General features: G+C 71.7%; 18 protein-coding genes and 1 riboswitch. Of the genes, 10 read left to right on the forward strand and 8 right to left on the reverse strand.

Annotated features, from left to right (window positions below; genetic code table 11):
- Positions 1-57 precede the first annotated feature (57 nt).
- A complete protein-coding gene (sigJ, locus tag QSK36_RS08545) occupies positions 58-996 on the reverse strand; it encodes an RNA polymerase sigma factor SigJ (protein WP_285781956.1) in 939 nt (312 codons plus the stop codon).
- A gap of 157 nt (positions 997-1,153) precedes the next feature.
- Here sigJ and QSK36_RS08550 point away from each other — a divergent pair, with 157 nt between their 5' ends.
- From QSK36_RS08550 to QSK36_RS08570, 5 genes are all read left to right on the forward strand, one after another.
- Positions 1,154-1,783: an LUD domain-containing protein gene (locus QSK36_RS08550; RefSeq protein ID WP_183532299.1), complete on the forward strand. Its 630-nt coding sequence runs from the start codon at positions 1,154-1,156 to the stop codon at positions 1,781-1,783.
- Between the two features lie 171 nt (positions 1,784-1,954).
- Positions 1,955-2,404, forward strand: a complete 450-nt coding sequence (locus tag QSK36_RS08555; RefSeq protein ID WP_182900977.1) for a helix-turn-helix transcriptional regulator — start codon at positions 1,955-1,957, stop codon at positions 2,402-2,404.
- A gap of 5 nt (positions 2,405-2,409) precedes the next feature.
- Positions 2,410-2,820, forward strand: a complete 411-nt coding sequence (locus QSK36_RS08560; RefSeq protein WP_183532297.1) for a VOC family protein — start codon at positions 2,410-2,412, stop codon at positions 2,818-2,820.
- Between the two features lie 148 nt (positions 2,821-2,968).
- Positions 2,969-5,353, forward strand: a complete 2,385-nt coding sequence (locus QSK36_RS08565; RefSeq protein ID WP_285781957.1) for an ATP-binding cassette domain-containing protein — start codon at positions 2,969-2,971, stop codon at positions 5,351-5,353.
- Between the two features lie 103 nt (positions 5,354-5,456).
- Complete coding sequence (locus QSK36_RS08570; RefSeq protein ID WP_285781958.1) at positions 5,457-6,824, forward strand: pyridoxal phosphate-dependent decarboxylase family protein; 1,368 nt, start codon at positions 5,457-5,459, stop codon at positions 6,822-6,824.
- 209 nt (positions 6,825-7,033) lie between these two features.
- On the opposite strand, the gene QSK36_RS08575 is transcribed toward QSK36_RS08570, so the two are convergent.
- From QSK36_RS08575 to QSK36_RS08590, 4 genes are all read right to left on the reverse strand, one after another.
- Positions 7,034-7,381, reverse strand: coding sequence for an ArsR/SmtB family transcription factor (locus tag QSK36_RS08575; protein ID WP_183532293.1), 348 nt, complete (start codon positions 7,379-7,381; stop codon positions 7,034-7,036).
- A 114-nt stretch (positions 7,382-7,495) separates the two neighbouring features.
- Positions 7,496-8,182, reverse strand: a complete 687-nt coding sequence (locus tag QSK36_RS08580) for a CHAP domain-containing protein (RefSeq protein WP_285781959.1) — start codon at positions 8,180-8,182, stop codon at positions 7,496-7,498.
- A gap of 14 nt (positions 8,183-8,196) precedes the next feature.
- Positions 8,197-8,330: riboswitch (cyclic di-AMP (ydaO/yuaA leader) on the reverse strand.
- A 207-nt stretch (positions 8,331-8,537) separates the two neighbouring features.
- The gene (locus QSK36_RS08585; RefSeq protein ID WP_285781960.1) at positions 8,538-9,707 is read right to left on the reverse strand and encodes a sensor histidine kinase; all 1,170 of its coding nucleotides are present in this window, start codon (positions 9,705-9,707) and stop codon (positions 8,538-8,540) included.
- A complete protein-coding gene (locus QSK36_RS08590; protein ID WP_183532289.1) occupies positions 9,704-10,357 on the reverse strand; it encodes a response regulator transcription factor in 654 nt (217 codons plus the stop codon). Before QSK36_RS08590 ends, QSK36_RS08585 begins: the two co-directional genes overlap by 4 nt.
- A gap of 156 nt (positions 10,358-10,513) precedes the next feature.
- Between QSK36_RS08590 and QSK36_RS08595 the strand changes: the two genes are divergently transcribed.
- The 4 genes from QSK36_RS08595 to QSK36_RS08610 are packed head-to-tail and all read left to right on the forward strand — an operon-like array spanning position 10,514 to position 14,089.
- Positions 10,514-11,047: a hypothetical protein gene (locus QSK36_RS08595; protein WP_285781961.1), complete on the forward strand. Its 534-nt coding sequence runs from the start codon at positions 10,514-10,516 to the stop codon at positions 11,045-11,047.
- Positions 11,044-12,108 (forward strand): efflux RND transporter periplasmic adaptor subunit, encoded by a 1,065-nt coding sequence (locus QSK36_RS08600; protein WP_285781962.1) that lies wholly within the window; start codon positions 11,044-11,046, stop codon positions 12,106-12,108. The genes QSK36_RS08595 and QSK36_RS08600 overlap by 4 nt, the downstream gene beginning before the upstream one ends.
- Positions 12,105-12,896, forward strand: coding sequence for an ABC transporter ATP-binding protein (locus QSK36_RS08605; RefSeq protein WP_285781963.1), 792 nt, complete (start codon positions 12,105-12,107; stop codon positions 12,894-12,896). Before QSK36_RS08600 ends, QSK36_RS08605 begins: the two co-directional genes overlap by 4 nt.
- Positions 12,893-14,089: an ABC transporter permease gene (locus QSK36_RS08610; RefSeq protein WP_285781964.1), complete on the forward strand. Its 1,197-nt coding sequence runs from the start codon at positions 12,893-12,895 to the stop codon at positions 14,087-14,089. The genes QSK36_RS08605 and QSK36_RS08610 overlap by 4 nt, the downstream gene beginning before the upstream one ends.
- Before the next feature lie 4 nt (positions 14,090-14,093).
- On the opposite strand, the gene QSK36_RS08615 is transcribed toward QSK36_RS08610, so the two are convergent.
- From QSK36_RS08615 to QSK36_RS08625, 3 genes are all read right to left on the reverse strand, one after another.
- Complete coding sequence (locus QSK36_RS08615; protein ID WP_183532283.1) at positions 14,094-15,446, reverse strand: serine hydrolase domain-containing protein; 1,353 nt, start codon at positions 15,444-15,446, stop codon at positions 14,094-14,096.
- A 116-nt stretch (positions 15,447-15,562) separates the two neighbouring features.
- Entirely contained in the window at positions 15,563-16,510 is a 948-nt protein-coding gene (gene add / locus QSK36_RS08620; RefSeq protein ID WP_285781965.1) for an adenosine deaminase, read from the reverse strand.
- Positions 16,511-16,643: 133 nt separating this feature from the next.
- On the reverse strand, positions 16,644-17,207 hold the full coding sequence (locus tag QSK36_RS08625) for a TetR/AcrR family transcriptional regulator (protein WP_285781966.1): 564 nt from the start codon (positions 17,205-17,207) through the stop codon (positions 16,644-16,646).
- A gap of 76 nt (positions 17,208-17,283) precedes the next feature.
- Between QSK36_RS08625 and QSK36_RS08630 the strand changes: the two genes are divergently transcribed.
- The gene (locus tag QSK36_RS08630) at positions 17,284-18,549 is read left to right on the forward strand and encodes a CynX/NimT family MFS transporter (protein ID WP_285781967.1); all 1,266 of its coding nucleotides are present in this window, start codon (positions 17,284-17,286) and stop codon (positions 18,547-18,549) included.
- The last annotated feature ends 14 nt before the right edge of the window (positions 18,550-18,563 follow it).

Here is an 18,563-nt window from a genome sequence, read left to right on the forward strand (position 1 = left end):
AAGGTGTTCCGCTGCTGGTTGGCGGCTGTGAGCGGACCGGTGGTGTCGAGACGCGCGTCAGCCCGTCGTCCAGCGACGAAGTTTCTCGGGGTTGCGTACGGCCCAGATGTGCTTGATCCGATCGCCCGCGACGTCGAACGCGTACACCGTCACGGTGACGCCGTCCTGCTGAGCCACCAGGCCGGGCTGACCGTTGACCGTACGCTCCAGGAACGTCATGTTGCCGGGCCTCCGGCGGGCGATTTCGACCCAGGCGTGCGCGATCCGCTCGCCGCCTTCGATGGGGCGCAGGAAGGTGGTGGCGAGGCCGCCGCCGTCGGCGGTCGCGGTGGCGTCGGGGTCGAGTAGGCCGATGAGGGCGTCGATGTCCTTGGCTTCCCATGCCTGCTTGAAGTCCCTGACGATGCCGGCGCGCTGGGCTGCCGGAGTCGCGGAAGGCTGCGAGGCCCGGATGCGGCGGCGGGCCGAGGAGGCCAGCTGGCGGCACGCCGCCGGGGTGCGGCCGACGATCTCGGCCACTTCGGCGAAGGAGTGGCAGAAGACGTCGTGCAGGATGAACGCGACGCGCTCGGCCGGGGTCATCGATTCGAGCACGACGAGGAAGGCCAGGTTGACCGACTCGTCCAGGGTGACCCGGTCGGCCGGGTCGACGGTGGTGCCGCCCGGCCGCCCGGTGCTCCGCTCCGTATGTTCGGGTAGCGGCTCGGGGATCCATTCGCCCACGTAGGTCTCTCGCCGGGCCCGGGCGGAGCCGAGCAGGTTGAGACAGATGCGGCTGGTGACCGTCGTCAGCCAGGCGCCGGGGGATTCGATGGCGTCCTGCTGCTGCGGGGACATTGCATACCAGCGGGCGTAGGCCTCTTGGACGGCGTCCTCGGCCTCGGCCAGGGAGCCCAGGAGCCGGTAGGCGATATTGAGCAGCTGGTGCCGCTCGCTCGTGATCGCGTCCAGGCCGGGATCGGGCCGGCCGTGTCCTGGCCGGAATCGGGTGGTCATGGTGCCGACGGCTCCCTTGGTCGCATCTGCCCTCACCAGCTCGACAAGACAGCCCCCCGGAATGTGAGGCGACGCACCGGCCTCACATTCCGGGGGGCTGCGTGGTCGAACCGCTGAGACGAACCGACATTCAGCGAACAGGAAGCTCACAGACATCATGACTACCTCAATGCCGGCGACGCCGTTCGCCGACCCGGCGCCCGCGCAGCGCCTGGAGCGGGCGGCCGCTGCGCTGACCGCACACGGTTTCACCGTCGAGATCCTGGACGACGCCGCCACCGCGCGTACCCGCATCAAAGAGCTGATACCGGAGGGTGCCACCGTGTTCACCGGGGCCAGCGAGACCCTCCGCCTGTCCGGCATCGATGAGGACATCAACAGCAGTGGGCGATACGAGTCCGTCAAGGCACGCAGCAGGACCATGGACCGCGCCACCCAATTGGCCGAGATCTGGCGGATGATCGCCTGCCCCGACGTCATCGTGGGCAGCGTCGCCGCGGTCACCGAGACCGGAGCCCTTGTGGCCGCCTCGGCCATCGGAAGCCAGCTGGCCGGCTACTCGGGCGCCGCGGCCCGCGCGATCTGGATCGTCGGGGCGCAGAAGGTGGTGCCCGACCTGGGCACCGCGCTGCGGCGCGTCGAAGACCACTGTCTTCCGCTGGAGAACGAGCGCGCGATGAAGGCCTACGGGCAGCCCAGTGCCCTCAACCGCCTTCTCATCCTCAACGCAGAACCCCATCCAGGGCGCGGCACCGTCCTGCTGCTCCGCGAAGCCATCGGATACTGAACCACCAGCGTTCCTCGCCGCTTCCGACATCGTCGATGCCCAGTGGGTCGCCGAGCGGCGCGGCCTGGAACGGTTCCGCACCGCGGTGATCCGGCCGCGCCGCAGGTCAGGCGGCAGGTGTGGGTTGCCCGGCACGCCGAATTTGTCGGTGGCGCGACGTACGATTCTGGCGTGAGCAGCAAACCCGCCTCGGAACAGCATCTGCGCGATCTCGCGCTGCTGCGCCGAGTTCGTGACCGGATCGACCGGGAGTACGCCCAGCCGCTGGACGTCGAGGCGCTCGCCCGCGGCGTGAACATGTCCGCCGGGCACCTCAGCCGCCAGTTCCGGCTCGCCTACGGGGAGTCGCCCTACAGCTATCTGATGACGCGGCGGATCGAGCGCGCGATGGCGCTGCTGCGTCGTGGCGACATGAGCGTCACCGAGGTCTGTTTCGCGGTGGGCTGCTCGTCGCTCGGCACCTTCAGCACCCGCTTCACCGAGCTGGTCGGTGTGCCGCCCAGCACCTACCGGCGCCAGGCGGCGAGCGCGACGGCCGGAATGCCACCGTGTGTCGCGAAACAGGTGACCCGGCCTGTCAGGAATCGAGAAGCACGAGTCACCGAGCCGCAGCTAGCGTGACTGCCATGGACGTCACCATTCACTCGACCTTCCTCCCGCACGACGACCCCGACACGGCCCGGGCCTTCTACCGCGACGTCCTCGGGTTCGAGGTCCGTAACGATGTCGGTTACGGCGGGATGCGCTGGATCACGGTCGGCCCCGTCAACCAGCCCGGCACGTCCATCGTCCTTTACCCGCCCGGTGGCAACCCCGGCGTCACTGACGACGAGCGCCGCACCATCGCCGAGATGATGGCCAAGGGCACCTACGCCATGATCACCCTGGCCGTCGACGACCTCGACGGCCTCTTCGAGCGGCTGCAGGCCGGCGGCGCCGAGGTCGTGCAGGAGCCGATCGAGCAGCCGTACGGGGTGCGCGACTGCGCCTTCCGCGATCCCGCCGGCAACATGATCCGTATCAACGAACTGCGCTGAACCGGCCACGCCGCACCGCTGGTTCCTCGTCCCCCGCGCCGGCGAAGAGAACCAGACGTACCGCTCGAAGCTGGTTAGATCGAGCCTGGCGACGCCGACGGAGACCGCGAACGCGGCCCCGCCTGAACACATGGAGAACACGATAAGCATGGCCACGAGGACGGACGCGCAGTCCCCTGCGCTGCACGTTGCCGACACCCACGACCTGATCCGCGTCTACGGCGCGCGCGAGAACAACCTCAAGGACGTCAGCATCGAGATCCCGAAGCGCCGGCTCACGGTGTTCACCGGTGTCTCCGGCTCGGGCAAGAGCTCGCTGGTGTTCAGCACGATCGCCGCCGAATCGCAGCGGCTGATCAACGAGACCTACTCCGCGTTCGTGCAGGGGTTCATGCCGACGCTGTCTCGTCCCGAGGTCGACGTGCTCGACGGGCTGACGACCGCGATCGTCGTCGATCAGGAGCGGATGGGCCCCAATCCCCGCTCCACGGTCGGCACCGTCACCGACGCCAACGCGATGCTGCGCATCCTGTTCAGCCGGCTCGGCAAGCCGCACATCGGCTCGCCCCAGGCGTTCTCCTTCAACGTCGCCTCGATCAGCGGGGCGGGCGCGGTCAAGTTCGAGCGCGACGGCAAGACCGTGAAGGAGCGGCGCGAGTTCAGCATCACCGGCGGCATGTGCCCGCGCTGCGAAGGCCTGGGCCGGACCTCCGACATCGACCTGTCCCAGCTGTACGACGACTCCAAGTCCCTGAACGAGGGCGCGCTCACGATCCCCGGCTACAGCGTCGACGGCTGGTACGGCCGCATCTTCAGCGGCTGCGGTTTCTTCGACCCGGACAAGCCGATCCGCAAGTTCACCAAGGCCGAGCTCCACGACCTGCTCTACAAGGAGCCGACCAAGATCAAGGTCGACAACATCAACCTCACCTACGAGGGTCTGATTCCGCGCATCCAGAAGTCGATGCTGTCCAAGGACAAGGAGGCGTTGCAGCCGCACGTCCGGGCGTTCGTGGAGCGGGCGGTGAAGTTCACCACCTGCCCCGAGTGCGGCGGCACCCGGCTCAGCGAGGCCGCCCGGTCATCCAAGATCAAGGAGATCAGCATCGCCGACGCCTGCGCGATGCAGATCAGCGACCTGGCCGACTGGGTCCGCGGCCTCGACGAGCCGTCGGTCGCGCCGCTGCTCACCACGTTGCAGCAGCTCCTCGACTCGTTCGTGGAGATCGGGCTGGGCTACCTGTCGCTCGACCGCGCGTCGGGCACGCTGTCGGGCGGTGAGGCGCAGCGCGTCAAGATGATCCGCCACCTCGGCTCCTCGCTGACCGACGTCACCTACGTCTTCGACGAGCCCACGACGGGCCTGCACCCTCACGACATCCAGCGGATGAACGATCTGCTGCTGCGGCTGCGAGACAAGGGCAACACGGTGCTGGTCGTGGAGCACAAGCCGGAGATGATCGCAATCGCCGACCACGTCGTCGACCTCGGCCCCGGCGCCGGTACGGCGGGCGGCATGGTCTGCTTCGAGGGCACCGTCGAGGGGCTGCGGACCAGCGGCACCATCACCGGCCGCCATTTCGACGACCGGGCCTCTCTCAAGGAGACGGTGCGCAAGCCCACCGGCACGCTGGAGATCCGCGGCGCGACGGCCAACAACCTGCGCGACGTCGACGTCGACATCCCGCTCGGGGTGCTCGTCGTCGTCACCGGAGTCGCCGGGTCGGGCAAGAGCTCGCTCATCCACGGGTCGGTCCCCGCCGGCGCGGATGTGGTGTCGGTCGACCAGGGCGGGATCCGCGGCTCGCGGCGGAGCAACCCGGCGACGTACACCGGACTGCTCGACCCGATCCGTAAGGCGTTCGCCAAGGCCAACGGCGTGAAGCCGGCACTGTTCAGCGCCAACTCCGAGGGCGCCTGCCCCACCTGCAACGGCGCCGGCGTCATCTACACCGACCTGGCGATGATGGCGGGGGTCTCCACCACCTGCGAGGAGTGCGAGGGGAAGCGGTTCCAGGCAGCGGTGCTGGAGCACAAGCTCGGCGGGCGGGACATCAGCGAGGTGCTCGCGATGCCGGTGGCCGAGGCCCAGGAGTTCTTCGGCTCCGGTGATGCGCGCACGCCCGCCGCGCGCGCCATCCTCGACCGCCTCGCCGACGTCGGGCTCGGCTACCTCACCCTCGGCCAGCCGCTCACCACGCTGTCCGGCGGCGAGCGGCAGCGGCTCAAGCTGGCCACCCACATGGCCGACAAGGGCGGTGTCTACGTCCTCGACGAGCCGACCGCCGGCCTCCACCTCGCCGACGTCGAGCAACTGCTCGGGCTGCTCGACCGGCTGGTCGACTCCGGCAAGTCGGTCATCGTGATCGAGCACCACCAGGCGGTCATGGCGCACGCCGACTGGATCGTCGACCTCGGTCCCGGCGCCGGTCACGACGGCGGCCGGATCGTCTTCGAGGGCACGCCAGCCGACCTCGTCGCCGCCCGCTCCACCCTCACCGGCCAGCACCTCGCGGCCTACGTCGGCGCCTGAGCCAGGCCGTCGAGGACGGCCGCCGGGGCGCGGGCCGCAGAGGTCCTGGCAGACGGGCTCCGGGGATAAGGGGGGCTGGGGCATAACGGGATAAGGTGCGTCGGTGGAGGAACTGAGCCGTCTGTTCCGCTCGGCCGCCGACCACGCGGCCGCTTACCGGAGCTCGTTGCCCGAGCGGCCGGTCGGAGTGCCGGTCGATCAGAAGGCGTTGACCGACGCGTTCTCCGGCCCGTTGCCCTCGGCCCCTTCCTCGCCGGAGCAGGTCCTGACGGACCTGCTCGCCGCGGCCGAGCCCGGCCTGGTCGCGAGCGCCGGCCCGCGATACTTCGGGTTCGTGGTCGGCGGCGCGACGCCGGCCGCGACCGCGGCCGACATCCTCGCGGCCGGTTGGGACCAGATCGCGACCAACGCCGTCACGTCGCCGGCGGCCATCGCGGCCGAGGCCGCCGCCGGCGCCTGGCTGAAGGAGCTGCTGGGGATCCCGCCGTCGGCGTCGGTCGGTTTCGTCACGGGCGGCCAAGCGGCCAACACCGTCGGGCTCGCCGCCGCCCGGCATCAGGTGCTGGCGGACGCGGGCTGGGACGTGGAACGGCGCGGGCTGCTCGGAGCGCCGCCGATCCGGGTGATCGCGGGGGAGGAGCGGCACGGGACCATCGACCGGTCGCTGCGCCTGCTCGGGCTCGGGACGGACGTGGTGGAGCCGGTGCCCGCCGGGCCGAACGGTGCCATCGACCCCGAGGCGCTGCGGGATGTGCTGCGAGCCGGCTCCCCGGGCCCCGCCATCGTGTGCCTCCAGGCCGGCAACGTGAACACCGGCGCCTGCGACCGGCTGCGGGAGGCGTGTGAACTGGTTCGCCGGCATGGTGGATGGGTGCACGTCGACGGGGCGTTCGGGCTGTGGGCCGCGGCGAGCCCTGCGACCCGGCATCTGGTCGACGGGCTGGAACTGGCGGACTCGTGGGCCTGCGACGGCCACAAATGGCTGAACCTCCCGTACGACTCGGGCTTCGCGTTCTGCGCCCGGCCCGCCGTGCACACGGCGGCGATGTCCTACGCCGCCCCTTACCTGGTCGGTTCGGGCGGCGTCCCGGTGGGAGCGGACCTCACCGCCGAATCCTCGCGCCGGGCCCGCGGGTTCGCCGTGTGGGCGGGACTGCGGGAACTGGGCCGGGACGGGGTCGCGGCACTGGTCGGCCGCTGCTGCGCCCTTGCCCGCCGGTTCGCCGAGGGCCTGGCCTCCGCCGGGTTCGAGGTGGCCAACGAGGTGGTCCTCAACCAGGTGCTGGTGGGCTTCGGCGACGACGCGCGCACCGACAGGGTGGTCGCGGCGGTGCAGGCGGACGGCACCTGCTGGGCGGGCGGCACGACCTGGCGGGGACGGCGGCTGATGCGGATCTCGGTGTCGAACGCCACCACGACCGAGGCGGACGTGGACCGGTCGGTCGCCGCGATCACCCGCCTCGCCACCTGACAGATGCCGACTACTCTCGGCGCGGCTGACTAACGGTGCGATAGGTGTCGGGCACGGCTAGAACGTCGTCTCCGATCCTGATGTCCCAGTCGCCCCAGTGGATGAACGTCCCGGGCTGGGCCGGGGTGGCGGTCAACGTTCCGTCGTTGCCGACGAGCTTGCGAAGGACTCGCGTTTCGTCCCAAGGCCCGTCACGGGCCACGCACGATTCACGGACGGGCGTCGTCCCGCAGGCGGCGCTCCCGCCTGCCGCGGGCGAGTTCGGTGCCCAGGGCGTCCAGGCGCTGGTTCCAGAAGCGGCGGAAGTGGTCGAGCCAGGTGTCGACCTCGCGCAGCGGCGCGGGGTCGACGGCGTACAGGCGCCGGGTGCCCTCGGCCCGGACCGTCGCGAAGCCGCTTTCCCGCAGCACGCGCAGGTGCTGGGACACCCCGGGCTGGGAGATCCCGAACTCCTCCTGCACGATCGCGCCGATCTCCCCGGCGGAGCGCTCTCCCTCGGCGAGCAGTTCCAGGATCCGGCGGCGCACCGGATCGCCGAGGACGTCGAACGCGTGCATGCCGCCAGGCTCGCAGCTCACGCTTATATAGGTCAATTTGGCGGGAGCCGGACGCTCTCGGCGGGGACGGCGAAGCGCGCCGGGATCACCGGCGCGCTTCGGGGCCGTCGTCCGTCAGGAGGAGGCTGAGGCAGAGGCGGATGCGTCCCCGGGATACATCGGGTAGCCATATCCGGCCACCTGCCAGGTGGGACGGGTGCGGGCCTCGACGGCACCGCCGTCGCCGGTGTTGCCCTCGATTGTCCGGATCGTGCCGTCGCCGTTGTCCTTGACGACGAACCCGACGTGCTGGACGTCGTCGATGTCCTTGCTGCCGTTCCAGTTGAAGAACACCACCGCGCCTGGCTTGGGCGTGCGGCCCCAGCGGCCGTGGTCGGCGAACCAGCGGGCGTGCTCCACGGTGTAGGCGTCGGAGCCCATGACCGGACCGATGCCGAGCTGCTGTCCCACCCACGAGACGAACATGTCGCACCAGGCCGCGTTCAGGTAGCCCTTGAGCGTGCCGCCGTCGCGGGCGAGCGTCTCGCGGGCGCGGGGAGTGGACATGTACCACTGCTGGAACTTGGTCCCGCCGCCGTTGGCGTTCTCGCTGATCCCGACCTGGCTCCTGGCCAGGGTCAGCACGTCGGTCGCGCTGACCTTGGGCAGCGTGGAGGCGATCTCGGACATGGACTTCGCGGCCGCCGGGCCCTTGCCGGTGGCCGGGTTGTCCGCGTGCGCGGCCGGCGACGCGATCAGCACCGCCGAGGCCAGTGCCCCGCCCGCGAGGGCAGCGCGAAGACAGGTGTTGAGGACGTGCATGGTGGGGCGTACTCCCTTACTTCCATGCCGCCTACCGGGTTAGCTGACGGGTTCGGGCTGGAAGTCGCCCTACGGCACGCATGCCGATTCACCCCAGGAGAGGTGGGTCCCCGGCTCCGCGCGGACGCGGACTCGGCGGCCGGGCGGCAGGCCGGGATCGGCCGGCCGCGTCGGTCTGAGGAGGGCTTCTTGACCATTGAGATGAGCAAGTGCGCCCTGAGCTGCCTAAAACGTAATAGACCAGGTCAAACCGGTCAAGTTAGAACAACTCAGATTTTACTGGACAGTAGGCAGCGAACCTGGCGCGGACGGGTAGCGGGCGCGCCGCGATCACCGGCGTCAGGAAAATCCGGGCTCACCCGGGCAGGCGTACGGTCACCGTCAGGCCGCCCTCCGGCCGGGCGAGCGCCTCCACCTCGCCGCCGTGCGCCACGGCGATGGCCCGGACGATGGACAGGCCCAGCCCCGCCCCCCGGGCGGAGCGGACGCGGTCGCCGCCGAGCCGGCGGAACGGCTCGAACAGGTCGTCCACCTCGTACGGCGGGACCAGGGGCCCGGTGTTCTCCACCGTCACGCTCACCCCGGCCTCCTCCTCCCGCAACCGGACCCAGACCTCCCCGTCCCGCACGTTGTACTTGATCGCGTTCTCCAGCAGGTTGACCAGGCAGCGTTCGAGGAACAGCGGGTCGCCGTGCGCGACCGCCGGGCACAGGTCCTCGTGGACGACCACCTTCCTGCGGCGCGGCTGCAGGTCGATCTGCTCCATCGCCGTACGGACGACCTGCCGCAGGTCGACCGGCTTGCGGGCCGCCAGCTCCTGCTCCGACTGCGCCAGCATGAGAAGGCCCTCGATCAGCCGCTCGTACCTCGCATTGGTGCCGAGCAGCGTGCGGGCCAGCGCCTTGAGGTCCTCCGACGCCGCCGGCTCCTCCAGCGACACCTCCAGGACCGTACGGTTGACCGCCAGCGGGGTGCGCAGCTCGTGGGAGGCGTTGGCGATGAACCGGCGCTGGGCGTCGAACACCCCGTGCAGCCGGTCGAGCATCGCGTCGAAGGTGTCGGCGAGCCGCTTGACCTCGTCCTGCGGCCCGCGCAGCCCGATCCGCTCGTGCAGCGTGCTCTCCGACAGCCGCTGCGCGGTCTCGGTCACCCGGTCCAGCGGGCGCAGCGCGCGGTCGGCCACCAGGTAGCCCAGCACCACCGCGACGACCCCCACCAGGACCATGACGATCACCGACGACCTGAGCACGTCGGTGAGCACGTCGGCCGCCCCCTGCTCGACGTTGGTGCGCACCCGCTGCGCGAGCATGTCGCTGTCGGGCAGCCTGTCCCCGAACACGGTTTGGGGGGCACCGGTCACCTTCGACGCCACCGCCACCACGAACCGCTGGTTGAGCGCCCGCGCGGTCAGCAGGTGGGTGAACCACAGCAGCACCGACCCCGCCAGGAAGAACAGCCCGCCGTACAGCAGGGTGAGCCGCATGCGCAGGCCGAGCCTGCTCCACGGGGACAGGACGCGGGTCACAGCCGGTACCCCCGGCCCGGCACGTTCTCGATCACCGCGGGCTCGCCCAGCTTGCGGCGCAGCGAGGTGATCGTGACGCGCAGCACGCCCGTGCCGGCGTCGGCGTGCTCGTCCCACACGTTCGCGCGCAGCCGGGCCGAGGTCACCAGCCCTCCGCCGGCACACATGAGCTCGCGCAGCACGTCGAACTCCTTGCGGCCCAGCGCCACCTCCCGCCCGTCGCGCACCACCGTACGGCGGGCGGGGTCGAGCCGGATCCCGGCTCGCTCCAGCACGGGCGGCACCACCCGGGGCGAGCGCCGGGCCAGCGCCCGGATCCGGGCCACCAGCTCGGCGAACGCGAACGGCTTGACCAGGTAGTCGTCGGCGCCCAGGGACAGACCCCCGACCCGGTCCCGCACCCGCCCGGCCGCCGTCAGCATGAGGATGCGGCCGGTCCCGCTGGCCGTGACCAGTTCCCGGCACACCTCGTCGCCGTGCACCTCGGGCAGGTCGCGGTCGAGCACGACCACGTCGTAGTCGACGTAGGCGGCCAGCTCAAGCGCCTCCTGACCGTCGTAGGCCACGTCCACCGCGATCGCGTGCAGCCGCAGCCCTCGGGCGAGGGCGTCGGCCAGCTGTTCCTCGTCCTCGACCACGAGCACCCGCATCCCAACCTCCCGCTCGGCTCCGAGAGTGGCGTACGCGGTGTTAGCCGTGCATAAGCGGATCTCGCTTATCCGCGTTTAGCACCGCCTCCGCTGAAGTTGGGCTCCGTCCCGGGTGAACGCCCTGGATGAGAAGGAGCGACAGAGGAGGAACGACTCATGCGCTTACGACCGCTGCGCGCCCTGGGCCCGGCACTCGGGCTGGCACTGGCACTGGCCGGGTGCGGCGCGGCTCCCGCGGACGACGGGATCGCCAGCGCGGGCGGCGCCAGGCCGGGCACCGCGGACGGCGCGACGGCCAGGCCGTCGGCGTCGGCCACGGTGGACCGCCAGGAGGCCCAGCTCAAGTTCGCCCAGTGCATGCGCGAGCACGGCGTGGACGTGCCCGACCCCGGTCCCGACGGCCGCGTCCGAATCATGGGCAAGAAGGGCGACGAGGCCGCGATGCAGAAGGCCATGCAGGCCTGCCAGCACTTCATGAAGGACGCGGTCGGCGACAAGCTCGGCGGCGACGACCCCGAGGCGCGCGACCGGATGGTCAAGTTCGCCCAGTGCATGCGCGAGCACGGCATCGACATCGCCGACCCGGCCCCCGGACAGGGGATCCAGATCAAGCTCAAGCCGGGCCAGGAGAAGGCGATGGAAAAGGCGCAGAAGGACTGCGAGGAGTACGCGCCGGGGAGGAAGCCGTGAGGAAGGGCCTGGTGATCGCGGGCGCCGGCGTCCTCGCCCTGGCCGCCGCGGGAACGGCCGTCGCCATGGCGGGCGGCGACGGCGCAGGCGCGGCCGAGCCGTCCCCGCCCCCGGTGCCCGCCACCGCGTCGATCACCCGTCAGGACCTCGTCGACACCAAGACCGTGGAGGGGTCGCTGACCTACTCCGGCGAGCGGCAGGTGAGCACCGACGCCTCCGGCACCGTGACCTGGGCGCCCGCCGAGGGCGCGGTCGTCCGGCGCGGCCGCCCGCTGCTCAGGGTCGACCGCAGGCCGGTGGTCCTCATGTACGGATCGCTGCCGCTGTACCGCCCACTGCGACAGGGCGTCGACGACGGCCCGGACGTCGAGCAGCTCGAACGCAACCTCAAGGTCCTCGGCTACGGCGACGACCTGACCGTGGACGACCACTTCAGCTACGCCACCTACGTGGCCGTCAAGGAGTGGCAGGACGACGCCGGGCTGCCCGAGACCGGGCAGGTGGACGCCTCCCAGGTGGTCTTCCTGCCCGCCGCCGCCCGGGTGACCGACGCCAAGGTCGAGGTCGGCGACAGGACCACGCCCGGACGTCCGGCCCTCACCGTGTCGGGCGTACGGCGGCTGGTGCACGTCGACCTGTCCACCGACGACCAGTCGCTGGCCAGGAAGGGCGCCAAGGTCACCGTGGAACTGCCCGGCGGCGAGCGGGTCACCGGGAAGATCACCGCGGTCGGCACGGTGGCCGAGGCCGTCTCCTCCGGGCAGGGCCAGGACGAGGGCAGCACCATCGACGTCGACATCACCTTGGGCACGACCCCGAAGACCCGCCTCGACAAGGCCCCGGTCGAGGTGGAGCTGGTCAGCGAGCGGCGCGAGAACGTGCTGGCCGTGCCCGTGGAGGCGCTGCTGGCCCTGCGCGAGGGCGGCTTCGGCGTCGAGGTGGTCGAGGGCGCGTCCACCCGCGTGGTCCCGGTCGAGCTCGGCGCCTTCGGCAGCGGCATGGTCGAGATCACCGGCGCCGGGCTCGCCGAGGGCACGAAGGTCGGGGTGCCCGCCACATGAGCATCCAGCAGCCCGAGCAGCCCTACGTGGTGGAGCTACGCGAGGTGACCAAGGTGTACGGCGGCGGCGTGCGGGCCCTGCGCGGCGTGGACCTGCTGGTCGGACGCGGCGAACTGGTCGCCATCGCCGGGCCGTCCGGCTCCGGAAAGTCGACCCTGCTGCACCTGATCGGGACCCTGGACCGGCCCACCACGGGCACCGTACGGATCGCGGGGCACGACGTGGCCGGGCTTTCCGACCGCGAGCTGTCCGCGCTGCGCGCCCGCCACCTGGGCTTCGTCTTCCAGCAGTTCCACCTCGCGCCCGGAGTGAGCGCGCTGGACAACGTCGCCGACGGTCTGCTTTACACCGGCACGCCGCTGCGGGCGCGGCGGGAGCGCGCCGCCGCCGCGCTGGAGCGGGTGGGCCTCGGCCACCGGCTGGGCCACCGCCCCAACCAGCTGTCCGGCGGCGAGCAGCAGCGGGTGGCGGTGGCCCGCGCCGTAGCGGGCGACCCGCCGCTGCTGCTGGCCGACGAGCCGACCGGCAACCTGGACTCCGCGGCGGGCGCCGAGGTGCTGGGGGTCCTGCGCGACCTGCACGCCGCCGGCACCACGATCGCGGTCATCACCCACGACCCCGAGATCGCCGAATGGTGCCCCCGGCAGGTGCGCGTACGCGACGGCAACGTCGTCGCCGACACCGGGGCGGGCACCGGACGCCGCCCACCCGGGCCCAACCCCAAGCGCACCCCTGAAACGGAGCCGAATGCCGAAACCGCGGGGGCGGCGAAGGGAGCACCACGATGACCAGTCAGCGGCTGACCCCCGCCAGGCTCGGGCCGTCCGACGTCCTGCGGACCGGCGCGGCCGGGCTGCGCACCCGCCCCGCGCGGGTGGTCCTGTCCGCGCTCGGCATCGCCATCGGCATCGCCACCATGATCGCGGTGCTGGGCATCTCCTCCTCCTCCCGCGAGCAGTTGCTGCGCCAGCTCGACCGGCTCGGCACCAACCTGCTCACCGTCGCGCCGGGGCAGACGGTGTTCGGCGAGGAGGCCAAGCTGCCCGTTGAGGCGCTCGGCATGGTCCGGCGCATCGGGCCGGTCCGCACGGCCTCGGCCACCGGCACGGTCGACACCACGATCCGGCGCACCGACCGCATCCCCAAGGCCGTGACCGGCGGCATCGCCGTCCAGGCCGCGACCGCCGACCTGCTCACCACCCTGGAGGGCCGGGTGGTCAAGGGCGCCTGGCTGAACGCCGCCACCGAGGCGCGTCCCACCGTCGTGCTGGGCGCCAAGGCCGCCGAACGGCTCGGCATCTCCAGAACCGGCGTACAGGTCTGGATGGGCGAACGGTGGTTCACCGTCGTCGGGGTCCTCGGCCCGATGCCGCTCGCCCCGGAGATCGAGCGCTCGGCGCTCGTCGGGTTCCCGGCCGCCGAGAAGTACCTGGGCTTCGACGGCCACCCGACGACCGTCTACGAGCGGTCCGCGGAGGAGTCGGTGGAGGCTGTGCGGGCCGTGCTGCCGCGCACGGTCAACCCGGAGAACCCGGAGGAGGTCACGGTCAGCAGGCCCTCCGACGCGCTGGCGGCCCGGGCGGCGGCCGCGAGCGCGTTCACCAACCTGCTGCTCGGCCTCGGCGCGGTCGCGCTGCTGGTCGGCGGGGTCGGCGTGGCCAACACGATGGTGATCTCGGTGCTGGAGCGGCGCAAGGAGATCGGCCTGCGGCGCTCGCTGGGCGCCACCCGCGGGCAGGTGCGCCTGCAGTTCCTCGCCGAGTCGCTGCTGCTGTCGGCGCTCGGCGGGATCGTGGGCGCGGCGCTGGGCGGCCTGGCCACCGCCGGCTACGCGCTGTCGCGTGACTGGCCGCCGGTGGTCCCGGCCTGGGCGTTCGCGGGCGCCGTCGGCGCCACGCTCGTCATCGGCACCCTCGCCGGCCTCTATCCGGCGATGCGCGCGGCCCGCCTGTCGCCGACGGTCGCGCTGGCCACCACCTGACGGGTCATCTCCAGCCGGCCGGATCGACGCCGCCCGGCACCGGGGCCGCCGGGTCGTACGGCTCACGCGTGAAGACGAACGTGTTGAGGTCGAGGTGGGTCACCCCGCCGGGGGAGCGGACCACCCGCAGGGTCTCCCCGGCGTAGTAGCCGTCGAGCCCGACCCAGGTGCCGTCGGTCCGGGCGGCGAACCGGGAGGCGCGGCCCTGCCCGTTCACCGGGGTCAGCGAAAGGCCCCGCTGCGGCAGGACCCGGAGCACGTACGCCGTCGGCCCCCAGTACCACGGCCCGGTCAGCGCCAGCAGGTCCTCGTCCACGGGGGAGGGCGACCACTCGGCCGGCAGCGGCGGCTCGTGCTCGGCCAGGATGTCCAGCAGGGCGGTGTCGAGGTTGCGCACGCCCGAGGTGGTGTTGGCCATCCACAGCACGGCCACGCCGTCGGCGGGGTCGGCCCACACGGTGGCGAGGAAGCCGGGCATCGACCCGCCGTGGCCGGCCAGCCGCCGCGGGCCCCCGGGCCCGATGTGCCGGGCCAGCTGGAGGCCGAGCCCGAAGCCGCGAACCCACACGTCGCCGTCCTCCACGACGGCCGGCTCGCGCATTTCCGCGACCGTGGCCGGCCGCAGCACCTCGCCGGTGTCGCCGCCGACGAAGGCCGCCCAGCGGGCCAGGTCGGCGGCCGTGGACCACATCTGCCCGGCGGGGGCCATCGCGCCGTGGTCGTTCTCCGGCTCCGGCAGCAGCGCGTCGGCCCAGGGGTGTACGGCGTATCCGGTGGCGTGCGGGGCGCGCGGGCGCGGGGTGGTGTCGCGCATGCCGAGCGGCTCCAGGACCTCCTCGCGTACGACCTCGTCCCATGGCGCCGACCGCTTGCGCGCGACCAGCTCGCCGAGCAGGGCGAACCCGACGTTGGAGTAGTGGAAGCGGCGGCCGGGCCGGTGCCGGGCGGACTCGGGGCCGAGCGCCGCGACCAGGTCGCCCACCGGCACGCCCGGGGTGCGCTCCCACCACGGGCCGGGCGACTCGGCGGTCAGCCCGCTGCTGTGCGACAGCAGCTGGGCGACCGTGACGTCGCCCAGCGGCGTGCCGGGCACGTGCTTGTCCAAGGGGTCGAGCAGGTCGAGCAGGCCCTCGTCGCGCAGCCGCATGACGACGGTCGCGACGAAGGTCTTGGTGATGGACCCGATGCGGTACTGGGTGTCCAGGGTGGGCGGCTCCCCGTCGACCCGGCCACGCGCCCCGAACCAGGCGATCTCGCCGCCCCGCACGATCGCCGCCACCAGCGACGGCACCCGTGCCTCCGCCTGCTCGGCCGCCAGCCTGCGCAGCAGTGCGCGGGCCGTCCCCTCCAGCACCATTCCGGTCGTCCCCTTTCCGTGATCCGCACCAGGCTAGCGCCCCGCCGCCCACACGGCCCGGGAGTCGGCCCAGGCCGCGCTTCGTCCCGGGAACGGCGGTGCCGGGAAGCAGGCTCTCATCCGCTCAGCCAGCGGTCGATCTCGACGCTGATCTGCGCTTTCACCTCGGCAGGTGCGAAGCTGCCCTCGACCGAGGCACGGGCCAGGTTCGCCAGTTCCGCATCGCTGCATCCGAAGATCTCTCTGGCGCGCTGGTACTCCGCCGCCAGCGACGTCTCCCCGTCAGTGTTCACGGTGACCGTCAGACCGGCCTCGATCAGGCGCGGCAGCGGGTGCTCCGCCAGTGACGGGACCAGCCCGAGCAGGACGTTCGAGGAGGGGCAGACCTCCAGCGGCACTCGGCGTCTCCGCAGTTCGGTCACCAGGTCCGGATCCTCCAGCACCCGGATGCCATGGCCGATCCGCTCCGCCTGCCCCACCGTCAAGGCCTCCCGGACGCTGGCCGGGCCCGCCGTCTCCCCGGCGTGATGCACCAGGTGCAGCCCCGCCTCGCGGGCGGGCCGGAACACCTCGGCGAACGGCGCCGCCGGGTAGGCCTCGTCTCCCGCGAGACCGATGGCGATCACCTGGGGGTGCCGGGTGGCCAGCTTGAGGCTGTGCCACAGCCGCTCGACGGGACGGCGGCGGGAGTGGTCGAGGATCACCCGAGTCTGGATGCCGTACCGCTCAGCGCCGGCGGCGAGTCCCCCCAGCACGGCCTCCAGCGGCATGTCCGGATCGCCGAGACGCTCGCCGTGAGCCGCCGCGGTGAAGGTGACCTCCGCGTAGCGAACCCCCTGGGCGGCCTCGTCCTGGCAGAACTCCTCGGCGATGCGACGGAAGTGCTCGTAGTCGCGCAGCAGCGCCCGCACTTTGGCTCGTTGGTCGGCGAACTCCCTGAAATCGGTGAACGGCCGGTCCTGGACCGGCGGCTTGCCTCCCAGCTCGCGGATCGTAGCGGGACGGACGGTGCTTTCCAGGTGGGTGTGCAGGTGAGCCTTGGGCAACAGGCGGAGATCTCTCACGGCAGAACCCTAGGCAATCGGCGTCCGCAGCACGGACATGATTTTGACGTGCGGCAACGGCGACCACGCACGGCTGCGCTCGGCGCTGACCCACATGGCCGAGGACGGCTTGTCCGGACGGGAGAGCGCCCGGTCAGCGGGGACGGAGACCGTCGAGCGCGACCTCGATGTACCGCCGCCAATCGCCCGCGGCGTTGCGGATGACCGCCGCCAGGCCGCAGATGATCATGTTGACGTCTCCGGTCGTCACCTCATGCCCGACCGTGCCGCGCGCCTGCGCCCGGTCGATCAGCTCCGCGGCGATGGCGAGCAGCGCCTCGCGGGTCTCTTCCCGCGGTTCGCTCGAGCCCATGGCCTTCTCGATGACCTCCGACATGCCGCGATCGTCCGACAGCACCTCGCCCACGTGGTGCAGGAAACGGGCCAGGCCTTGAGCCGGATCGTCGGCGTCGGTGAGCCGGCGTGCGGCGGCGATGATGTCGGCGGCCCGGTGCTCGGCGATGGCCTCGATCAGGGCTTCCCTGGTCGGGAACTTGCGGTAGAGGGTCCCGATGCCGACGCCCGCCGCCCGTGCGACCTCCGACATCTGCACGTCGTAGCCGGACTCGGCGAACAACGCGCGAGCCGCCTCCAGGACGCGATCTCGATTGCGTTCGGCGTCGGCACGCGTCTTGCGGCGGGCCTGCGGAGTTGACATACCAAACGATCCTCTGCCTAGACTTCGGTTCGGAATCCGGATTCCGCATTCCATATTATGCCTGAGGGGTCGACACATGTCGAAGGAGCGTTTCATCCTGCTCTCGCTGCTCCCGAAGCGGTCGACAGGGCGTTCCGGTCGAGCGCTGCTGGTGTGGGGATTGCTGGTGGTGGCGGCGAACCTACGGCCGAGCTTGACCGGTGTCGGGCCGTTGCTGGATCGCGTGCAGGCCGATCTGGAGCTGGATTCGGCCGTGGCCGGGCTGCTGAGCACGCTGCCCTTGCTGGCGTTCGCGGTGATATCGCCGATGGTTCCGCGACTGGCGGCGCGGTGGGGACCCGAGCGGCTCCTCTGGGGTGCGCTCGTTGTGCTGACCCTCGGGATCGCCATGCGGTGGGCGCCGACGGCGATCGGGCTGTTGGCGGGAACCCTGCTGATCGGGGCGGCGGTCGCTGTGGGCAACGTGCTGCTGCCGAGCCTGATCAAGCGCGATTTCCCTACCAGGGTGGGCCTGCTGACCAGCGCATACGCCACGGTGATGGGAGCTGTCGCCGCGGTGGCTTCCGGGGTGGCGGTACCGATGAGCCAGGTCGCCCCTGGCGGTTGGCACACCGCGCTGGGTTGCTGGATCGTGCTCGCGCTGGCGGCTGTCGTGTTGTGGCTGCCGCAGTTGCGCACTTCGCGGCCGACGCGGCCGGCCTCGGAGGCGATTCGCAGACACCGGTTGCCGTGGGGATCGGCGCTGGCGTGGGCGGTCACGGCGTTCATGGGATTGCAGTCGCTGGGCTTCTATGTCGTCGTCACGTGGTTGCCTCAGGTATTCCAGGACAGCGGGGTAAGCGCGGCGGCGGCGGGATGGCTGCTGTTCGTGTTCCAGGCGGTCGCGGTGTCGACCAGCCTGGCGGTGCCCGCCGCGCTGCGGTGGGCACGCGACCAACGGGTGGTGGCGACGGCGAGCTCGGTGGTCCTGCTCGCCGGCTACCTCGGACTTCTGGTGGTGCCGGGCTGGGCGTTGCTGTGGAGCGTCGTCCTCGGGCTGGGCGGCGGAGCCTGCCTGGTGCTCGCATTGGCCTTCCTCGGCCTGCGCGCCCAGGACGCGACCGTGGCGGGCGCATTGTCAGCGATGGCACAGTCGATCGGTTACCTGCTGGCCGCCGCAGGACCGGTGATTTTCGGGCTGCTGCACACCATCGGTTCCGGCTGGCAGGCACCGATCATTCTGCTGTGTGTCGCTGCGGTCGGTCAGACGGTCGTCGCGATGGTGGCCGGCCGGGGCACGGTGCCGCCAGCCGACGGCCGGGCACCCGACCGCGACGTGGACGTGCACCGAACGGCTCCTTGATTCCGGGCGTGATC

Origin of the sequence: Microbispora sp. NBRC 16548 (genome assembly GCF_030268985.1) — a bacterium.
Classification (GTDB): Bacteria; Actinomycetota; Actinomycetes; order Streptosporangiales; family Streptosporangiaceae; genus Microbispora; species Microbispora catharanthi.

Excerpts from the sequence above, each read along its gene's own strand:
- sigJ (WP_285781956.1), bottom strand. The coding sequence starts at position 996 with ATGACCACCCGATTCCGGCCAGGACACGGCCGGCCCGATCCCGGCCTG.
- QSK36_RS08550 (WP_183532299.1), top strand. The coding sequence starts at position 1,154 with ATGACTACCTCAATGCCGGCGACGCCGTTCGCCGACCCGGCGCCCGCG.
- QSK36_RS08560 (WP_183532297.1), top strand. The coding sequence starts at position 2,410 with ATGGACGTCACCATTCACTCGACCTTCCTCCCGCACGACGACCCCGAC.
- QSK36_RS08565 (WP_285781957.1), top strand. The coding sequence starts at position 2,969 with ATGGCCACGAGGACGGACGCGCAGTCCCCTGCGCTGCACGTTGCCGAC.
- QSK36_RS08575 (WP_183532293.1), bottom strand. The coding sequence starts at position 7,381 with ATGCACGCGTTCGACGTCCTCGGCGATCCGGTGCGCCGCCGGATCCTG.
- QSK36_RS08580 (WP_285781959.1), bottom strand. The coding sequence starts at position 8,182 with ATGCACGTCCTCAACACCTGTCTTCGCGCTGCCCTCGCGGGCGGGGCA.
- QSK36_RS08590 (WP_183532289.1), bottom strand. The coding sequence starts at position 10,357 with ATGCGGGTGCTCGTGGTCGAGGACGAGGAACAGCTGGCCGACGCCCTC.
- QSK36_RS08595 (WP_285781961.1), top strand. The coding sequence starts at position 10,514 with ATGCGCTTACGACCGCTGCGCGCCCTGGGCCCGGCACTCGGGCTGGCA.
- QSK36_RS08605 (WP_285781963.1), top strand. The coding sequence starts at position 12,105 with ATGAGCATCCAGCAGCCCGAGCAGCCCTACGTGGTGGAGCTACGCGAG.
- QSK36_RS08610 (WP_285781964.1), top strand. The coding sequence starts at position 12,893 with ATGACCAGTCAGCGGCTGACCCCCGCCAGGCTCGGGCCGTCCGACGTC.
- QSK36_RS08615 (WP_183532283.1), bottom strand. The coding sequence starts at position 15,446 with ATGGTGCTGGAGGGGACGGCCCGCGCACTGCTGCGCAGGCTGGCGGCC.
- QSK36_RS08625 (WP_285781966.1), bottom strand. The coding sequence starts at position 17,207 with ATGTCAACTCCGCAGGCCCGCCGCAAGACGCGTGCCGACGCCGAACGC.
- QSK36_RS08630 (WP_285781967.1), top strand. The coding sequence starts at position 17,284 with ATGTCGAAGGAGCGTTTCATCCTGCTCTCGCTGCTCCCGAAGCGGTCG.